This window comes from Citrobacter sp. CK181, from assembly GCF_030333595.1.
Lineage (GTDB): Bacteria > Pseudomonadota > Gammaproteobacteria > Enterobacterales > Enterobacteriaceae > Citrobacter_B > Citrobacter_B koseri.
On the sequence record NZ_JAOWFN010000013.1, the window covers coordinates 172,029 to 188,881 of the forward strand.

Here is a 16,853-nt window from a genome sequence, read left to right on the forward strand (position 1 = left end):
TCTTCTTACGCGTCGCGATTCAGCCAGGCCATATACTCCGTTACGCCTTCGGCAACGGTCTTGAACGGTTTGTCATAGCCTGCGGCGCGCAGATTGGTCAGATCCGCCTGCGTGAACGCCTGGTAACGGCCTTTCAGTTTTTCCGGGAACGGAATGTACTCAAGGTCGCTTTTCTTGTGATAAGCCAGCGCGGCATCCGCCACGGCCTGGAAGGATTCCGCGCGCCCGGTGCCCAGGTTAAAGATGCCGGACACGCCGTTTTCCCAGAACCACAGGTTTACATCAGCCACGTCGCCGACGTAGACAAAATCGCGTTTGAAGTTTTCGCTGCCTTCAAACAGTTTTGGCGTTTCACCGTTGTTGAGCTGAGTATTCAGATGGAAAGCGACGCTCGCCATGCTGCCTTTATGGCCTTCACGCGGTCCGTAAACGTTGAAATAGCGGAAACCCACAATCTGCGAGCTGGCTTCAGGCAGGATCTGGCGTACATACTCGTCGAACAGGAATTTAGAGTAGCCGTAAACGTTTAGCGGTTTCTCATATTCACGAGACTCAATGAAATCAGAGGTGCGACCGCCGTAAGTTGCCGCAGAAGAGGCATACAGGAACGGAATGTCACGTTCCAGGCAGTAGTGCAGCAGCTCTTTGGAGTATTGATAGTTGTTGTCCATCATATACTTGCCGTCCCACTCGGTGGTGGAAGAGCAGGCGCCTTCGTGGAAAACCGCTTCGATATCGCCGAACTCTTCTCCGGCCATAATCTGGATCAGGAAGTCTTCCTTATCCATATAGTCAGCAATATTCAGGTCCACCAGGTTGACGAACTTGGTGCCGTCTTTCAGGTTGTCCACCACCAGGATATCGGTGATGCCTTTATCATTCAGGGACTTAACGATGTTGCTGCCGATAAAGCCCGCGCCGCCGGTAACGATGATCATAACTGTAACCTTCGAATTATGGAGTCAGAGACAATCTCAGACACGAATACTTCTTATCATATCACTACACGGCCCAGGCTTCAGCCATTCACCGATAAGCTGTGCGGGTACGCGTGATTTATGCTGCATTTTCAAGAAGTGATGATGCGTCATCTCGTATCAATGTATAGCTTTGGGTAATATGTGCTGAAATTTGCCCAGTCTGGAGAATCGCAATGCGTGGGGATTTTTATAAGCAGTTAACCAACGATCTGGAAACCGCCCGTGCGGAAGGATTGTTTAAAGAAGAGCGCATTATCACGTCTGCGCAGCAGGCGGACATCACCGTGGCAGACGGAAGCCACGTCATCAACTTTTGCGCCAACAACTATCTGGGGCTGGCTAACCATCCCGAACTGATTGCGGCAGCAAAAGCGGGAATGGATTCTCACGGGTTTGGTATGGCTTCAGTGCGCTTTATCTGCGGCACTCAGGACAGCCATAAACAGCTGGAGCAAAAACTGGCGGACTTCCTCGGTATGGAAGACGCTATTCTGTACTCTTCCTGCTTCGACGCCAACGGCGGCTTGTTCGAAACCCTGCTGGGCGCAGAAGATGCGATTATCTCGGATGCGTTAAACCACGCCTCGATTATTGATGGCGTTCGTCTGTGTAAAGCGAAGCGTTTTCGCTATGCCAACAACGATATGCAGGAGCTGGAAGCGCGTCTGAAAGAGGCCCGTGAAGCTGGCGCTCGTCATGTGCTGATCGCCACCGACGGCGTGTTCTCGATGGACGGCGTTATCGCCAACCTGAAAGGCGTCTGTGACCTGGCAGACCTTTACGGCGCGCTGGTGATGGTTGATGACTCCCATGCTGTCGGTTTTGTCGGGGAGAACGGTCGCGGTTCTCACGAATACTGTGACGTGATGGGACGCGTGGACATCATTACCGGTACGTTAGGCAAAGCGCTGGGTGGGGCATCTGGCGGTTATACGGCGGCGCGTAAAGAGGTGGTGGAGTGGCTGCGTCAGCGTTCCCGTCCGTATCTGTTTTCTAACTCCCTGGCGCCTGCCATTGTGGCGGCCTCCCTTAAAGTGCTGGAGATGGTTGAGGCGGGGAGCGAGCTGCGCGATCGCCTGTGGGCGAATGCGCGTCAGTTCCGTGAGCAAATGTCCGCTGCGGGCTTCACGCTGGCTGGCGCCGATCACGCTATTATTCCAGTGATGCTGGGTGATGCGGTAGTTGCGCAGCAATTTGCCCGCGAACTGCAAAAAGAGGGGATTTACGTGACCGGATTCTTCTATCCGGTTGTTCCGAAAGGTCAGGCGCGTATTCGTACCCAGATGTCTGCGGCGCATACCCCTGAGCAAATCACGCGTGCGGTTGAGGCGTTCACACGTATTGGTAAACAACTGGGCGTTATTGCCTGAGGATGTGAGATGAAAGCGTTATCCAAACTGAAAGCGGAAGAGGGCATCTGGATGACTGACGTTCCGGTACCGGAAGTCGGGCATAACGATCTGCTGATTAAAATCCGTAAAACAGCCATCTGCGGCACTGACGTTCACATCTATAACTGGGATGAATGGTCGCAAAAAACCATCCCGGTTCCGATGGTGGTAGGGCATGAATATGTCGGCGAGGTGGTCGGTATCGGTCAGGAAGTTAAAGGCTTCAGGATTGGCGATCGCGTTTCCGGCGAAGGCCATATTACCTGCGGCCATTGTCGTAACTGTCGCGGTGGCCGTACGCATTTGTGCCGCAATACTCTGGGTGTCGGTGTTAACCGTCCCGGTTGTTTTGCGGAATATCTGGTACTTCCGGCGTTTAACGCCTTTAAGATCCCGGATAACATCTCCGATGATTTAGCCTCTATCTTCGACCCCTTCGGCAATGCTGTACACACGGCGCTGTCGTTCGATCTGGTCGGTGAAGATGTGCTGGTTTCCGGTGCCGGCCCGATCGGCATCATGGCGGCGGCGGTAGCGAAACATGTGGGCGCGCGTCATGTCGTGATCACGGATGTGAATGAGTACCGTCTGGAACTGGCGCGTAAAATGGGCATCATCCACACGGTGAACGTCGCGAAAGAGAACCTGACCGACGTGATGGCTAATCTGGGCATGACCGAAGGGTTTGATGTCGGCCTGGAGATGTCCGGTGCGCCGCCTGCGTTTCGCGCCATGCTGGATACCATGAACCACGGCGGTCGTATCGCGATGCTGGGGATTCCGCCTTCGGATATGTCTATCGACTGGACGAAGGTGATCTTCAAGGGGCTGTTTATTAAAGGTATTTACGGTCGTGAGATGTTTGAAACCTGGTATAAGATGGCGGCGCTGATTCAGTCTGGCCTGGATCTGTCTCCGATCATCACCCACCGTTTCTCCATCGATGAGTTCCAGAAAGGCTTTGATGCAATGCGTTCAGGCCAGTCAGGAAAAGTGATTCTGAGCTGGGACTGATAGCATCCTGCTGGCGGCCAGGTTTTCCCGAACCTGGCCGTAAAATGGCATTTTTATTTTCCGCGCATCTTGCGGGATAAGCGTCTGAATTTCTCTTTAAGCTGAATAAGTTTATAAACCAGACCCTGACCTTCAATATTCATATGGTATTTATTTTGTAATACTAAAATATCATTTGCCTGGCAAATTTTTAGACTTCCTTTGCAGGATAAGTCGATGATGCGCAATTCCCCGGAAGGTGTGCGGATAAAGTTTCCGGCATGAATATCATTGGAGGCCAGACCTGCCCGGTGCAGTTGCTGAATACACGCCTTAATATCTTCTTTATTGCTTTCATTAATATCATTTAATGGCTCCCCTTCAATATATTCATGAAGGGTATACACATCATAGCACTGGCGCAAACGTGTTTTCTCGGCCACACAGTAGAGATCGGCGGTACAGGCACGCACTTGTGGCGCCAGGTTGTCCAGTTTTTGGATCAGCTGCGAATAAAAAGGCCCGGAGAGAAAATTCTGAATCTTTTTCTCAAATCGTGGGTCTATTTCGCGATCGTTTTTGATGATGAACTTCCGTGACTGGTATTCAACAAGTTCTACGCTGCGGAATTCGTTGCCGCTGTTCAGCGGTTTGCCACTGATTTCGTTATTCATATACTTATCCATCAGGGACTTAAGGTCTTTATTTTCCTCTTTGTAATAGACCGTATAGCCCTTTTCATGTGTCTTACTGATGGTCATCACTTCCCTCAAGATAAGTATTCTAAATACGTATAATACGAAGGCGTAGTATACATGGTGAGGCTTCTCATCTGTAGGGTGTTTTGTGCGCCTTAACCATCATCTCCACTGGACTTAATAATTTCTTAATGAAAGCACGGTAGAAAGGGCCAATGTATTAAAGACTGACGGGCCATTCTATGAAAAGCAGCACAAGTACACTGAGTGTTATTATTCCGTTATACAATGCGGGTAATAGCTTCCAGGCATGCATGGAATCTTTGATTGCACAAACATGGAATGCGCTGGAGATCATCATTGTTAACGACGGGTCTACCGACAACTCCGTTGATATCGCAAGGTATTTTGCCGATACCCATTCACATGTTCACCTGTTGCATCAGGATAATGCAGGCGCGTCCGTGGCCCGCAACCGGGGGTTGGCTGCGGCGACCGGCGACTACGTTGCTTTTGTCGATGCCGATGATTTGGTGTATCCGAACATGTATGAAACGCTGATGACCATGGCGCTACAGGATGACCTGGATGTGGCACAGTGTAATGCAGACTGGTGCATTCTTGAGACGGGGCATACCTGGCCATCCATCCCCACGGATCGCATTCGGTCGACAGGGGTATTAACCGGCCCGGACTGGCTGCGTATGGGGCTGGCTTCACGCCGCTGGACGCATGTTGTCTGGATGGGCGTTTATCGGCGCGCCCTTATTGAAAAACACGCGATTGGCTTTGTTCCTGGATTACATCATCAGGATATTCTGTGGACCACGGAAGTGATGTTCAATGCCACGCGCGTACGCTATACCGAACAGGCGTTGTATAAATATTTTCTTCACGATCAGTCTGTTAGCCGCCTGAAACGACAAGGTGAGCGTAATCTGCATTACCAGCGACACTACATTAAAATCACGCGTTTATTAGAAAAGCTGAATAGTGATTATGCGGATCGCATTCCCGTCTATCCTGAATTTAAGCAACAAATTACCTGGGAAGCGCTGCGGGTGTGTCATGCGGTGCGTAAGGAGCAGGACACGCTTATTCGCCAGCGGATGATCGCCGAAATATTTGCCTCCGGCATGTATAAGCGCATGATGCTTAACATACGAAGCGCGAAGGCGGCTTATCAGGCGCTGTTGTGGTCGGGTCGGTTATACCGGTGGCGTGATAAAACGGCCTCGCACCACCGCGTTGCCCGTAAAGCGATTAATCCGCGTTAGCGTTCTGGGGGGCAGCGATCTTGCCCCAGCCTTGCCACTGATGCCGGAAGTAGTTCACCATCGTGCTCTGCGTAATGCTTTCGCTTAACACGCTAAAGAACCGGCTGGCGTAGACAGGTTCTAACGGTTTCTTCGATTTACACACCTTCACGCCGCGGAACGGATTTCGCGGCGCATCCGGCGTACCGTTTTTCGGCGGCGTCAGATTTGGCGTAGAGGTATCTGTCTGCGGCTCGTTGAGCAGGCTGCTCGGACGCACCAGCGTAATATCCGCAGGCAGGTTATAGACCATCTGCTGAAGGACTCGCACCGTTGATGGATGCGGGTGCCCAATCGCGATAGCTGACCCGTTGCGACGGGCTAACTCAATGGCGCGATTAAACTGGCGACGAATATCTGCTTCGTTCTGCGTATCATCAAGGAACACTTTGCGCTTAATCACCTTCACGCCCGTCCCGGAGGCGGCACGCATCGCCTGACTGTTGCCAATGGTCATGCTGTCGAGGAAGTAAAGGTTATAACGCTCCAGCGCCTGCATCACTTTTTGCATACCAAACAGGCTGGAGGTCATCGCGCTGCCCATGTGGTTGTTGAGACCCACGGCATACGGCACCTTATTCACCGCATCGCGAATAATGCGTTCAATTTCGTCGCTGCTCATCTCCGGGCGCAGCGTATCTTTCTCCAGCGGCTGCTTGCTCAGCGGCGCCATCGGCAGATGGATCAGCACCTCATGCCCGCTGTTGTGCGCTTTGGTTGCCATTTCACGGGCATGTGGGGCATTGGGCAGGACGGCAACGGAGAGGGCGGACGGCATCGCCAGCACCTGATTTTCATTGTGCGGACGATAACCAAAATCGTCGATTACGATGGCGAGTTTGCCAGCAAAAACAGGGGTGGCGAATGCCAGCAGGCTGGCGAGTGAGAGTATTGTGCGACGAAAGTGAGGCAAAACTTATCTTCCCAACCACGGCTGTGGATTGACGGCCTGACCCTGGCGACGAATTTCGAAATAGAGTGACGGTCGGCCCTGACCGCCGCTGCTGCCTACAAGCGCAATAGGCTGGCCTGCGCGAACCTGTGTGCCAACGCTGACCAACGCGCTCTGGTTATACCCGTAAAGGCTCATATCGCCTTTACCGTGTTCCACGACGACGACCAGACCGTAGCCCTGCAACCAGTCCGCCAGAATCACCCTACCGTCCGCGATTGCTTTGACTTCAGTACCTTCAGACGCACCGATAACCATCCCTTTCCAACGTAGCTCACCTTGCAGCTGTTCGCCATAACGATGCAGCGTTGGGCCGCGAACGGGCCAGAATGCCTGGCCGCGCGGTGAACCCAGACCGCCGGTACGGGACATCAATGATTTTTCGCTTTCGGTTGGTTTGTAGGTTGTGCCTTTGCGAGTGGCTTCCTGCTGACGATTGCGCACCGCCTGCGCTTCGCGGGCTTCTCGCTCCGCCCGGGCTTTGGCGGCCGCCTCTGCACGCGCGATGCTGTTGCGCAGGCGGGATTCGTTCGCCCGCAATTCACTTAACTGCTGTTGCCCCTGCTGGATTGACGACTCAAGACCGGCGATCGTTTTCTGACGCTCATTACGCGCCTGCTCCAGCTTCGCCTGTTGGGCGCGTTGTTCATACAGCAGCGTCTGTTGCTGGCTCTGTTTCTCTTCCAGCGCCGCTTTCTGAGACGCCACCTCTTCACGCGTCTGTTTCAGTTCGGCAATGGTGTCCTGGCGCGCCTGGTTCAGATAACCGAAATAGGCCTGCAAACGCTGCCCGCGCTGGCTCTCTTCACCGCTAAGAATGAGCTGAATCCCCGTATGCTCGCCCTGGCGAAACGCCGCATCCAGCTGTGCGGCAAGGCTGCGTTCCTGAATGGTTTTTTGTTGTTCCAGCTTCGCGATAGACGCGTTCATTGCGTCTATCTGCTTATTCAACTGGGCAAGGGTATTCTGGGTTTCACGCAGTTTACGCGCGGCGGCGGAGATGGCCTCTTCCTGCGTTTTGAGCTGTGCGAGCAAACTGGAGCGTTGCTGCTGTTGCTGGCGTACGGCGCGCTCTTTGGCGGCGATATCCGCCTGGATGGATTTGAGCTGATCGCGGTCATCCGCATGGGCGGAAAAGGCGCACAACAATACGCCAGCGCTCAACACGCTGGCGTAAATCATGGGCCTGACTGAAAACCTGCGTGGTTTCACGGCCCGTGTAATGGAATTAAACGCCTTTCCCCTCATGGGGAAGGATTATTCCACGATGAACAGCGGCTTACCAGTCATCTCTTTCGGGATTTCCATACCCATCAGCGTCAACATCGTCGGTGCGATATCAGAAAGTTTGCCGCCTTCGACCGCTTTTACGCTTTTCGCGCCGACATAAATCAGCGGAACCGGCAGGTTGGTATGCGCGGTGTGCGCCTGGCCGGTGGATGGATCGCGCATCTGCTCGGCGTTGCCGTGGTCTGCGGTGATCAGCAGTTGGCCGCCAACGGACTCAACTGCTTTAGCAACCTGCTCAACGCAGTGATCCAGCGCTTCAACCGCTTTAACCGCCGCTTCCATCACGCCAGTGTGACCGACCATATCACCGTTCGGGTAGTTACAGATGATGGTGTCATACTTGCCGCTCCCGATAGCCGCAACCAGTTTTTCGGTCAGTTCTGCGGAACTCATTTCCGGCTGTAGATCGTAGGTCGCCACTTTAGGCGAGTTGATCAGGATGCGTTCTTCGCCTGCAAACGGTTCTTCTACGCCGCCGTTGAAGAAGAAGGTGACGTGGGCGTATTTTTCCGTTTCGGAAATGCGCAGTTGGGTTTTGTCGTTCTTCGCCATCCACTCGCCGAAAGTGTTTGCCAGCGATGCCGGTGGGTAAGCCACGGCAGTTTTGATATCAGCGGCGTACTCGGTCAGCATGACGAAGTTCAGATTAACCACTTTCTTACGGGCGAAGCCGTCGAAATCAGCATTAACGAACGCGCGGGTAATTTCGCGGGCGCGGTCAGCACGGAAGTTCATGAAAATCAGCGTGTCGCCGTCTTCCATCGCGGCATCGGCCTGACCTTCCGCGCGAATGACGGTCGCTTTCACAAATTCGTCGTTTTCGTCACGCGCGTAAGCGGCCAGCAGGCCAGCAACGGCGGTATCGGCCTGGAACTCACCCTGCGCCAGCGTCATCAGGTCATAGGCCTGCTCAACGCGATCCCAGCGGTTGTCGCGGTCCATTGCATAGTAACGACCAATAATGGACGCTACGCGGCCTTTGCCCAGCGCGGCAAACTTGTCTTCGAATTTTTTCAGCGAGGATTCCGCGCTGCGTGGCGGGGTATCGCGGCCATCAAGGAAGGCGTGCAGATAAATTTTCTCTGCGCCGCGTTCTGCGGCCAGTTCGACCATCGCCATGATGTGATCTTCGTGGCTGTGCACGCCGCCCGCAGACAGCAGGCCCATAATGTGCACGGCTTTACCGGTATTTTTCGCCTGATCGACCGCCGCCGTCAGTACCGGGTTAGCGAAGAAGGTACGTTCTTTAATTTCAACATCCAGGCGCGTCAGATCCTGATACACGATACGGCCCGCGCCCAGGTTAACGTGACCCACTTCGGAGTTGCCCATCTGACGGTCCGGCAGACCCACTTCCAGACCGGAAGCGTCGATCAGGGTATGCGGACGTTTTGCCCACAAAGCATCCATTACCGGGGTTTTGGCATTCAAAATGGCGTTATCCTGGCTGTCTTCACGGTAGCCATAGCCATCCAGAATCACCAGTACCATAGGTTTTTTAGAAACCGACATTGCGACAACCTCACACTCAATAGACAAAATAATTGCGTAATTTTACTACAGCTGAATCGATAAAATAGCCTCAGAAGATCAAAGAATGGGGCAGAGAGCGAGCCGGGGACGGCGCGGATCGACGTTTTTTTTCCGTAGCGCCCCGCAAAAATGCAATCCATTGCACGCTCTGGCTGTATTTGCGCCAACGCGCAGGTATACTCCTTTCCTGGTTTTTAATCACTGAGTCGGGAGTTGTTACCCCCCATGCAAGAAATTATGCAATTTGTTGGCCGCCACCCCATACTGAGTATCGCCTGGATTGCGTTACTGGTGGCGGTGTTGTTCACCACTTTCAAAGGCCTGATGTCTAAAGTTAAGGTTATTACTCGCGGCGAAGCGACGCGTCTTATCAACAAAGAAGACGCCGTTGTGGTGGATTTACGTCAGCGTGACGACTTCCGCAAAGGCCATATCGCGGGCGCGACTAACCTGCTGCCGAGCGAAATCAAGGCCAACAACGTTGGCGAGCTTGAAAAGCACAAAGATAAGCCTCTGATCGTGGTTGATGGTTCCGGTATGCAGTGTCAGGAATCCGCAAACGCACTGATCAAAGCGGGCTTTGAGAAAGTTTTTGTGCTGAAAGAAGGCGTTGCGGGCTGGAGCGGTGAGAACCTGCCATTAGTGCGCGGGAAATAACGCGTTACTCAACACGGGAGATAAGTCATGGCTAACATCGAGGTCTACACCAAAGCAACCTGCCCGTTTTGCCATCGTGCAAAAGCGCTGTTGAGCAGTAAGGGTGTGAGTTTCCAGGAACTTCCGATTGACGGCGATGCCGTAAAACGTGAAGAGATGATCAAGCGTAGTGGCCGCACGACGGTTCCGCAGATTTTTATTGATGCACAGCACATTGGCGGCTGTGACGACTTGTATGCGTTGGATGCGCGTGGTGGACTGGATCCCCTGCTGCGTTAAAACATGCCGCAAGTATTTTAAGGACAACACTAAAGGGTTTTCTACACATGTCAGAACAAAATAACACCGAAATGGCTTTCCAGATCCAACGTATCTACACCAAGGATGTGTCTTTCGAAGCGCCAAATGCGCCGCATGTTTTCCAGAAAGATTGGCAGCCAGAGGTTAAACTTGATCTTGATACGGCGTCTACTCAACTGGCAGATGACGTATACGAAGTGGTACTGCGTGTTACCGTAACGGCTTCCCTGGGCGAAGAAACCGCTTTCCTGTGCGAAGTTCAGCAGGGCGGCATTTTCTCCATCAGTGGTATTGAAGGAACTCAGATGGCGCATTGCCTGGGTGCATACTGCCCGAACATTCTGTTCCCGTATGCCCGCGAATGCATCACCAGCCTGGTTTCACGCGGCACGTTCCCGCAACTGAATCTTGCGCCGGTTAACTTCGATGCGCTGTTCATGAACTATTTACAGCAGCAGGCTGGCGAAGGTACTGAAGAACATCAGGATGCCTGATGAACCAAAGTAATGCTTCAATGACTGTGATCGGTGCTGGCTCGTACGGCACCGCTCTTGCCATCACCCTGGCGAGAAACGGCCACCAGGTTGTCCTGTGGGGCCACGATCCTAAACATGTCGCGACCCTTGAGCGAGACCGCTGCAACGTCGCGTTCCTCCCTGATGTGCCTTTTCCCGATACGCTACGCCTTGAAAGCGACTTAGCCACCGCGCTGGCGGCCAGCCGTAACATTCTGGTGGTGGTGCCAAGCCATGTCTTTGGCGAGGTGCTGCGACAGATTAAACCGCTGATGCGTCCTGATGCGCGCCTGGTCTGGGCGACCAAAGGTCTGGAAGCGGAAACGGGGCGCCTGTTGCAGGATGTCGCCCGTGAAGCGCTGGGCGATGACATCCCGCTGGCGGTGATATCCGGCCCGACGTTCGCTAAAGAACTGGCGGCGGGTTTGCCGACGGCAATTTCTCTGGCGTCGACGGACGAAACCTTCGCGGATGATTTGCAGGAACTTTTGCACTGCGGTAAGAGTTTTCGCGTCTACAGCAACCCCGATTTCATCGGCGTGCAGCTGGGCGGTGCGGTGAAAAACGTGATTGCGATTGGCGCAGGCATGTCTGACGGCATCGGTTTTGGCGCAAACGCACGTACCGCGCTGATCACGCGTGGGCTGACGGAGATGTCGCGTCTTGGCGCGGCGCTGGGGGCCGATCCGACCACCTTTATGGGAATGGCGGGTCTGGGCGACCTGGTTCTGACCTGTACCGACAACCAGTCGCGTAACCGCCGTTTTGGCATGATGCTCGGTCAGGGCATGGATGTTCAGAGCGCGCAGGACAAAATTGGTCAGGTGGTTGAAGGCTACCGTAATACAAAAGAAGTTCGTGAGTTGGCGCACCGTTTTGGTGTCGAAATGCCAATAACCGAGGAAATTTATCAAGTATTGTATTGCGGAAAAAACGCGCGCGAGGCAGCATTGACGTTATTAGGTCGTGCACGCAAGGACGAGCGTAGTCGCCACTAGCCGTAAGGATCTGTTTTATTAAATGACCCGGCCCGCGAAGAACGGGCCGGTCGTTAGCCTGATACCTGGAGTCAGCAATGTCATGTGAAGAACTGGATATCGTCTGGAACAATATTAAAGCCGAAGCCCGGGCTCTGGCGGACTGTGAGCCGATGCTGGCCAGTTTCTACCACGCGACGCTACTCAAGCATGAAAACCTGGGCAGTGCGCTGAGCTATATGCTGGCGAACAAACTCGCATCTCCGATTATGCCTGCCATCGCCATCCGTGAAGTGGTGGAAGAGGCCTACGCCGCCGACCCGGAAATGATCGCCTCTGCTGCCTGTGATATTCAGGCGGTACGCACCCGCGACCCGGCGGTAGACAAATACTCGACGCCGCTTCTGTATCTGAAAGGCTTCCATGCTCTCCAGGCCTACCGTATCGGCCACTGGTTATGGAATGAAGGCCGCCGCGCGCTGGCGATATTCCTGCAAAATCAGGTTTCTGTCACCTTCCAGGTCGATATTCACCCGGCGGCGAAAATTGGACGCGGCATTATGCTCGATCACGCGACGGGGATTGTGGTCGGTGAAACGGCGGTAATCGAAAACGATGTCTCGATCCTGCAATCCGTCACGCTTGGCGGGACCGGGAAAACCAGCGGCGATCGTCATCCCAAAATTCGTGAAGGCGTGATGATTGGCGCCGGGGCGAAGATCCTTGGCAATATCGAAGTGGGGCGCGGCGCGAAGATTGGCGCGGGCTCCGTGGTCTTGCAGCCCGTACCGCCACACACTACCGCAGCGGGCGTTCCGGCGCGGATTGTCGGCAAGCCCGACAGCGATAAGCCGTCAATGGATATGGATCAGCATTTTAACGGGATTCACCATACGTTCGAATACGGCGACGGCATCTGACTTTATGCCCGGTGGCGCTGCGCTTACCGGGCCTACCAACTCCGTAGGTCGGATAAGGCGTCAGCCGCCATCCGACAGAAATCAACTACGCAATACCGCGCCAGGATACCCCAACTGGCGCCATGCCTCATATACCACGACCGACACCGCGTTCGACAGGTTCATGCTGCGGCTGTCCGGCATCATTGGAATACGAATTTTTTGTTCTGCGGGCAGCGCGTCGAGAATGGTCGCCGGTAAACCGCGCGTTTCCGGGCCAAACATCAGGTAGTCCCCATCCTGATAGCTCACCGCGCTATGGGCAGGGGTGCCTTTGGTGGTCAGAGCAAACAGACGCTGTGGGTTTTCGGCGGCGACAAAGGCGGCGTAATCGTGATGGCGCTGTACGGCGGCAAACTCATGATAGTCCAGCCCCGCGCGGCGCAGACGTTTATCATCCCATGTGAAGCCCATCGGCTCGATAATATGCAGACGAAAACCGGTATTGGCGCAAAGACGAATAATATTGCCGGTGTTTGGTGGGATTTCTGGTTCGAATAATACGATATTCAACATGCTTAACTGCCCCCTTAAGTGCGGGGGGCAGAATAGCAGAAAATACGTTCACCCTCACCCTGTAGGCCTGATAAGCGTAGCGCCATCAGGCTCCCCGATGCACATTACATTGCCGGGTGGCGGCTGACGCCTTATCCAGCCTACGCCGCATCACCCTGCGATAGTGGCGCCAGCGCAGCCGGAACAGACTTACCGAGTTCCTGCACCAGCGAATCACGGCTGATCTCGCTGATTGATTTTGCGCCAGTCAGCGTCATGGCGACCTTCATCTCTTTTTCGATCAGATCCAGCAGGTTCGCCACGCCAGCCTGACCCGCCGTCGCCAGCGCGTACAGATACGCACGGCCAAGCAGTACGCTATCGGCCCCAAGCGCAATCATGCGTACCACGTCCAGACCATTACGAATTCCGCTGTCCGCCAGAATGGCGATATCGCCTTTCACCGCGTCGGCAATGGCGGGCAGGGCGCGGGCGGAGGAGAGTACGCCGTCGAGCTGGCGGCCGCCGTGGTTAGAGACCACGATGCCGTCAGCGCCAAAGCGTACCGCGTCGCGGGCGTCTTCGGGATCGAGGATCCCTTTGATCACCATTGGGCCGTCCCAGAATTCACGGATCCACTCCAGGTCTTTCCAGGAAATCGACGGATCGAAGTTGTTCGCCAGCCAGCCGATGTAATCTTCCAGCCCGGTCGGTTTGCCAAGGTAGGCGGAGATATTGCCCAGATCGTGCGGACGACCGTTCAGGCCGACATCCCAGGCCCATTGCGGATGGGTTGCAGCCTGCCAGTAGCGGCGCAGGGCGGCATTCGGGCCGCTCATCCCGGAGTGGGCGTCACGGTAACGCGCGCCAGGCGTTGGCATATCGACGGTAAAGACCAGCGTGGAGCAGCCCGCCGCTTTGGCGCGCTCCAGCGCGTTACGCATAAAACCGCGATCGCGCAGGACGTACAGCTGGAACCACATCGGGCGTTTAATCGTCGGCGCGACTTCCTCGATAGGGCAGACAGAAACGGTGGAGAGGGTAAACGGAATCCCTTTCGCATCGGCGGCGGCGGCGGCCTGAACTTCACCGCGACGCGCATACATTCCGCACAGGCCAACCGGAGCCAGTGCAACCGGCATCGACAGCTTTTCGTTAAACAGGGTGGTTTCCAGGCTCAGGTCGGACATATTCTTCAGCACGCGCTGGCGGAGCGCCACCTCTGACAAGTCTTCCACGTTACGACGCAGGGTGTATTCCGCATAGGCGCCGCCGTCGATGTAGTGGAACAAGAAAGGGGGCAGAATGCGTTGGGCTGCGGCGCGATAATCGCTGGCTGCTGAAATGATCATGCTTTGTTCTCCCTGGAAATCTCATTATGGTCACCGGGCAGGCGGGTAATACGCGCCTGGCGGGCCTGGTCTTCATCAAATCGTTTAATGGTGGTGTGGACGAAACTGAGGTGCGCCATCATGGCTTTACGTGCGCCGTCGGCATCACCGGCCAGAATGGCGTCCATCACCGCCTGATGTTGTTCCGTCAGTTTTGAAAACACCGGCGGAACGAGATACATACGCTGGCGGCTCTGCTTCACGGATGATTGCAGGACATCAAAGAAGCCGCGCATGGTCTGCAACAGCACGACGTTGTGCGAGGCCTCCGCAATCGCGAGATGGAAGCGAACATCCGCCTGAGAGGCGAGGTCCGGGTCTTCACTGAGCGTGGCGTCAAAGCAGAGCTTAATTTTCTCTTTATCAGCGGGTGTGGCGCGCATTGCAGCGTGCCACGCGGTGCTGGCTTCAATGGCGTGGCGGGCTTCCAGAATGTCGAAGCTGTAGTCCGGGTCGTCCGCCATCAGCGTTTTCAACGGCTGAACGATATTCTGTTCGGACCAGGTTTCATGCTGCCAGCGAACGAACGTTCCGCCGCCCCGGCGGCTGATCAGCACGCCTTCACTGACCAGTTTCGCCAGCGCCTCGCGCAGAGAATTGCGCGACACGCCCAGTTGTACGGCCAGCTGGCGCTCGGCGGGCAACTTCATGCCCGCCTCCAGCTGTTGTTCTTCAATCAGCGCCCGCACACGAGAGGCAACCTCGTCTGACAGGCGTTTTGGCATCACAATCACGGAATCATCCAGGTTAAGACATAGGCCTGAAGTGTGGTAATCACACCCACCATGCAGGTGAAAATCAGGCTGTGTTTAACGGTAAAGCGGAACAGGTCGGACTCTTTCCCTACCAGACCCACTGCCGCACAGGCAATGGCGATAGACTGCGGAGAGATCATCTTACCGGTTACGCCGCCGGTGGTATTCGCCGCCACCATCAGCACGTCAGAGACGCCGATTTGCTGGGCGGCCGTCGCCTGCAGGGCGGCAAACAGCGCGTTTGATGAGGTATCAGATCCCGTCAGGAATACGCCCAGCCAGCCAAGGAACGGCGAGAAGAAGGTAAAGGCGCTGCCCGTATGCGCCAGCGCTAACGCCAGCGTAGAGGAGAGCCCGGAGTAGTTAGAGATAAACGCGAATGCCAGCACCATCCCGATGGAGTAAATCGGCAGCGCTAACTCTTTCAGCGTGCTGCCGAATGTCTGGATTGCGGCAGACGGTTTCATTTTCAGCCAGACGACGGACAGCAGCGCAGCGAACAGAATGGCCGTACCGGTAGCGGAGAACCAGTCGAACTTATAGACCGCAGCGTAGGCGGTTGCCTCATGCACCACTGGCGGCATACGGGCAACCAGCTTATCAAGATGCGGAACCGGAATATTAATCACCCAGTCGTACAGCGCGCCGCCTGGGGCAAACATCGCTTTAAACGGCGGGACGCTCCAGAGGGTAACGGTCGCTGTCAGGAACAGGAACGGCGACCATGCGCGAACGACTTGACCAACCGTGTAATGGGTGCGGTCCAGCGTCTGATCGACCTGTGAAGCGCCCATATCGCCAAAGCGGAAAATACGTACCGGCTGCCAGCGTTTCAGGAACAGCGTCAGACAGACCAGCGAGACCAGCGACGAGATGATGTCCGGCAGTTCCGGGCCGATAAAGTTAGAGCTGAGGTACTGGGCGATAGCAAATGAACCACCCGCCACCATCACCGCAGGCCAGGTCTCTTTCACGCCGCGCCAGCCGTCCATAATCGCCATGATCCAGAACAGCACGATAATGGTCAGGAACGGCAACTGACGGCCGACCATCTGGCCGATCTCAAAGCTGTCCAGCCCGGTGACCTGACCGGCCACCAGAATCGGAATCCCCATCGCGCCAAACGCGACCGGCGCGGTGTTGACGATCAGGCACAAACCCGCCGCATACAGCGGATTAAAGCCCAGGCCGACTAGCAGAGCCGCAGTAATCGCCACTGGCGCGCCAAAGCCCGCTGCCCCTTCAAGGAATGCCCCGAAGGAAAAGCCGACGATCAGCATTTGCAGACGCTGGTCAGGGGTAATCGACAATATTGATGACCGGATGATGTCGAATTGCCCGGTTCTGACAGAGATTTTATAGACAAAGACAGCGGCGATAATGATCCAGGCAATCGGCCACAGACCATAGAAGAAGCCATACACCACCGCAGCCAGAGCGTTATCCACCGGCATTTTGTAAAACAGCAGCGCGACAGCCAGCGCGATTGCGACCGTCCAGGAGGCGGCGATGTAGCCTTTCAGCTTGAGCTTAATCAGCGCGAAGAAAAAGAACAGGATCGGAAGCGATGCGATCAGGCTGGAAATCCAGATGTTACCGGCCGGATCGTAGTTTTGTTGCCAGAGATTCATTGCAGGTCTCCTGAGGGTCA

At 55.0% G+C, this 16,853-nt stretch carries 17 protein-coding genes; 8 read left to right on the plus strand and 9 right to left on the minus strand.

Annotated elements, in window-relative coordinates; all coding sequences use genetic code 11:
• Nucleotides 1-5 precede the first annotated feature (5 nt).
• Nucleotides 6-938 carry an ADP-glyceromanno-heptose 6-epimerase gene (gene rfaD / locus OGW17_RS12205; protein WP_012135758.1) on the minus strand — a complete coding sequence of 311 codons (933 nt, stop codon included), beginning with the start codon at nucleotides 936-938 and terminating at the stop codon, nucleotides 6-8.
• A gap of 215 nt (nucleotides 939-1,153) precedes the next feature.
• On the opposite strand from rfaD, the gene kbl reads away from it, so the two are divergent.
• Together kbl and tdh are read left to right on the plus strand one after the other, a co-directional pair.
• Nucleotides 1,154-2,350 (plus strand): glycine C-acetyltransferase, encoded by a 1,197-nt coding sequence (kbl, locus tag OGW17_RS12210; protein WP_071259194.1) that lies wholly within the window; start codon nucleotides 1,154-1,156, stop codon nucleotides 2,348-2,350.
• Between the two features lie 9 nt (nucleotides 2,351-2,359).
• Entirely contained in the window at nucleotides 2,360-3,385 is a 1,026-nt protein-coding gene (tdh, locus tag OGW17_RS12215; protein WP_012135756.1) for an L-threonine 3-dehydrogenase, read from the plus strand.
• A gap of 53 nt (nucleotides 3,386-3,438) precedes the next feature.
• On the opposite strand, the gene rfaY is transcribed toward tdh, so the two are convergent.
• Complete coding sequence (gene rfaY, locus OGW17_RS12220) at nucleotides 3,439-4,125, minus strand: lipopolysaccharide core heptose(II) kinase RfaY (protein ID WP_071259196.1); 687 nt, start codon at nucleotides 4,123-4,125, stop codon at nucleotides 3,439-3,441.
• A 179-nt stretch (nucleotides 4,126-4,304) separates the two neighbouring features.
• Here rfaY and OGW17_RS12225 point away from each other — a divergent pair, with 179 nt between their 5' ends.
• Nucleotides 4,305-5,339, plus strand: coding sequence for a glycosyltransferase (locus tag OGW17_RS12225; RefSeq protein ID WP_071259200.1), 1,035 nt, complete (start codon nucleotides 4,305-4,307; stop codon nucleotides 5,337-5,339).
• Here OGW17_RS12225 and OGW17_RS12230 read toward each other — a convergent pair.
• From OGW17_RS12230 to gpmM, 3 genes are read right to left on the minus strand one after another with little or no spacing between them, the layout of a single operon-like run.
• Entirely contained in the window at nucleotides 5,326-6,291 is a 966-nt protein-coding gene (locus OGW17_RS12230; protein ID WP_071259203.1) for a divergent polysaccharide deacetylase family protein, read from the minus strand. The genes OGW17_RS12225 and OGW17_RS12230 overlap by 14 nt on opposite strands.
• A gap of 3 nt (nucleotides 6,292-6,294) precedes the next feature.
• Nucleotides 6,295-7,554, minus strand: a complete 1,260-nt coding sequence (gene envC, locus OGW17_RS12235; protein WP_235424230.1) for a murein hydrolase activator EnvC — start codon at nucleotides 7,552-7,554, stop codon at nucleotides 6,295-6,297.
• A gap of 33 nt (nucleotides 7,555-7,587) precedes the next feature.
• Nucleotides 7,588-9,132 carry a 2,3-bisphosphoglycerate-independent phosphoglycerate mutase gene (gene gpmM, locus OGW17_RS12240; RefSeq protein ID WP_024131059.1) on the minus strand — a complete coding sequence of 515 codons (1,545 nt, stop codon included), beginning with the start codon at nucleotides 9,130-9,132 and terminating at the stop codon, nucleotides 7,588-7,590.
• 246 nt (nucleotides 9,133-9,378) lie between these two features.
• Here gpmM and OGW17_RS12245 point away from each other — a divergent pair, with 246 nt between their 5' ends.
• The 5 genes from OGW17_RS12245 to cysE all read left to right on the plus strand — a co-directional run bounded on the left by OGW17_RS12245 (nucleotide 9,379) and on the right by cysE (nucleotide 12,522).
• Entirely contained in the window at nucleotides 9,379-9,810 is a 432-nt protein-coding gene (locus tag OGW17_RS12245; RefSeq protein ID WP_012135748.1) for a rhodanese-like domain-containing protein, read from the plus strand.
• Nucleotides 9,811-9,837: 27 nt separating this feature from the next.
• Nucleotides 9,838-10,089: a glutaredoxin 3 gene (grxC, locus tag OGW17_RS12250; RefSeq protein ID WP_071259210.1), complete on the plus strand. Its 252-nt coding sequence runs from the start codon at nucleotides 9,838-9,840 to the stop codon at nucleotides 10,087-10,089.
• A 47-nt stretch (nucleotides 10,090-10,136) separates the two neighbouring features.
• On the plus strand, nucleotides 10,137-10,604 hold the full coding sequence (gene secB, locus OGW17_RS12255; RefSeq protein ID WP_003024155.1) for a protein-export chaperone SecB: 468 nt from the start codon (nucleotides 10,137-10,139) through the stop codon (nucleotides 10,602-10,604).
• Nucleotides 10,604-11,623, plus strand: a complete 1,020-nt coding sequence (gpsA, locus tag OGW17_RS12260; protein ID WP_012135746.1) for an NAD(P)H-dependent glycerol-3-phosphate dehydrogenase — start codon at nucleotides 10,604-10,606, stop codon at nucleotides 11,621-11,623. Before secB ends, gpsA begins: the two co-directional genes overlap by 1 nt.
• Nucleotides 11,624-11,700: 77 nt before the next feature.
• Nucleotides 11,701-12,522 (plus strand): serine O-acetyltransferase, encoded by an 822-nt coding sequence (cysE, locus tag OGW17_RS12265; protein WP_012135745.1) that lies wholly within the window; start codon nucleotides 11,701-11,703, stop codon nucleotides 12,520-12,522.
• An 81-nt stretch (nucleotides 12,523-12,603) separates the two neighbouring features.
• On the opposite strand, the gene trmL is transcribed toward cysE, so the two are convergent.
• The 4 genes from trmL to lldP all read right to left on the minus strand — a co-directional run bounded on the left by trmL (nucleotide 12,604) and on the right by lldP (nucleotide 16,833).
• Complete coding sequence (gene trmL / locus OGW17_RS12270; protein ID WP_047460282.1) at nucleotides 12,604-13,077, minus strand: tRNA (uridine(34)/cytosine(34)/5-carboxymethylaminomethyluridine(34)-2'-O)-methyltransferase TrmL; 474 nt, start codon at nucleotides 13,075-13,077, stop codon at nucleotides 12,604-12,606.
• A 140-nt stretch (nucleotides 13,078-13,217) separates the two neighbouring features.
• On the minus strand, nucleotides 13,218-14,408 hold the full coding sequence (lldD, locus tag OGW17_RS12275; protein WP_047460285.1) for a quinone-dependent L-lactate dehydrogenase: 1,191 nt from the start codon (nucleotides 14,406-14,408) through the stop codon (nucleotides 13,218-13,220).
• Nucleotides 14,405-15,181: a transcriptional regulator LldR gene (gene lldR, locus OGW17_RS12280; RefSeq protein ID WP_012135741.1), complete on the minus strand. Its 777-nt coding sequence runs from the start codon at nucleotides 15,179-15,181 to the stop codon at nucleotides 14,405-14,407. Before lldR ends, lldD begins: the two co-directional genes overlap by 4 nt.
• Nucleotides 15,178-16,833, minus strand: coding sequence for an L-lactate permease (gene lldP, locus OGW17_RS12285; protein WP_012135740.1), 1,656 nt, complete (start codon nucleotides 16,831-16,833; stop codon nucleotides 15,178-15,180). The genes lldR and lldP overlap by 4 nt, the downstream gene beginning before the upstream one ends.
• Between the last annotated feature and the right edge of the window lie 20 nt (nucleotides 16,834-16,853).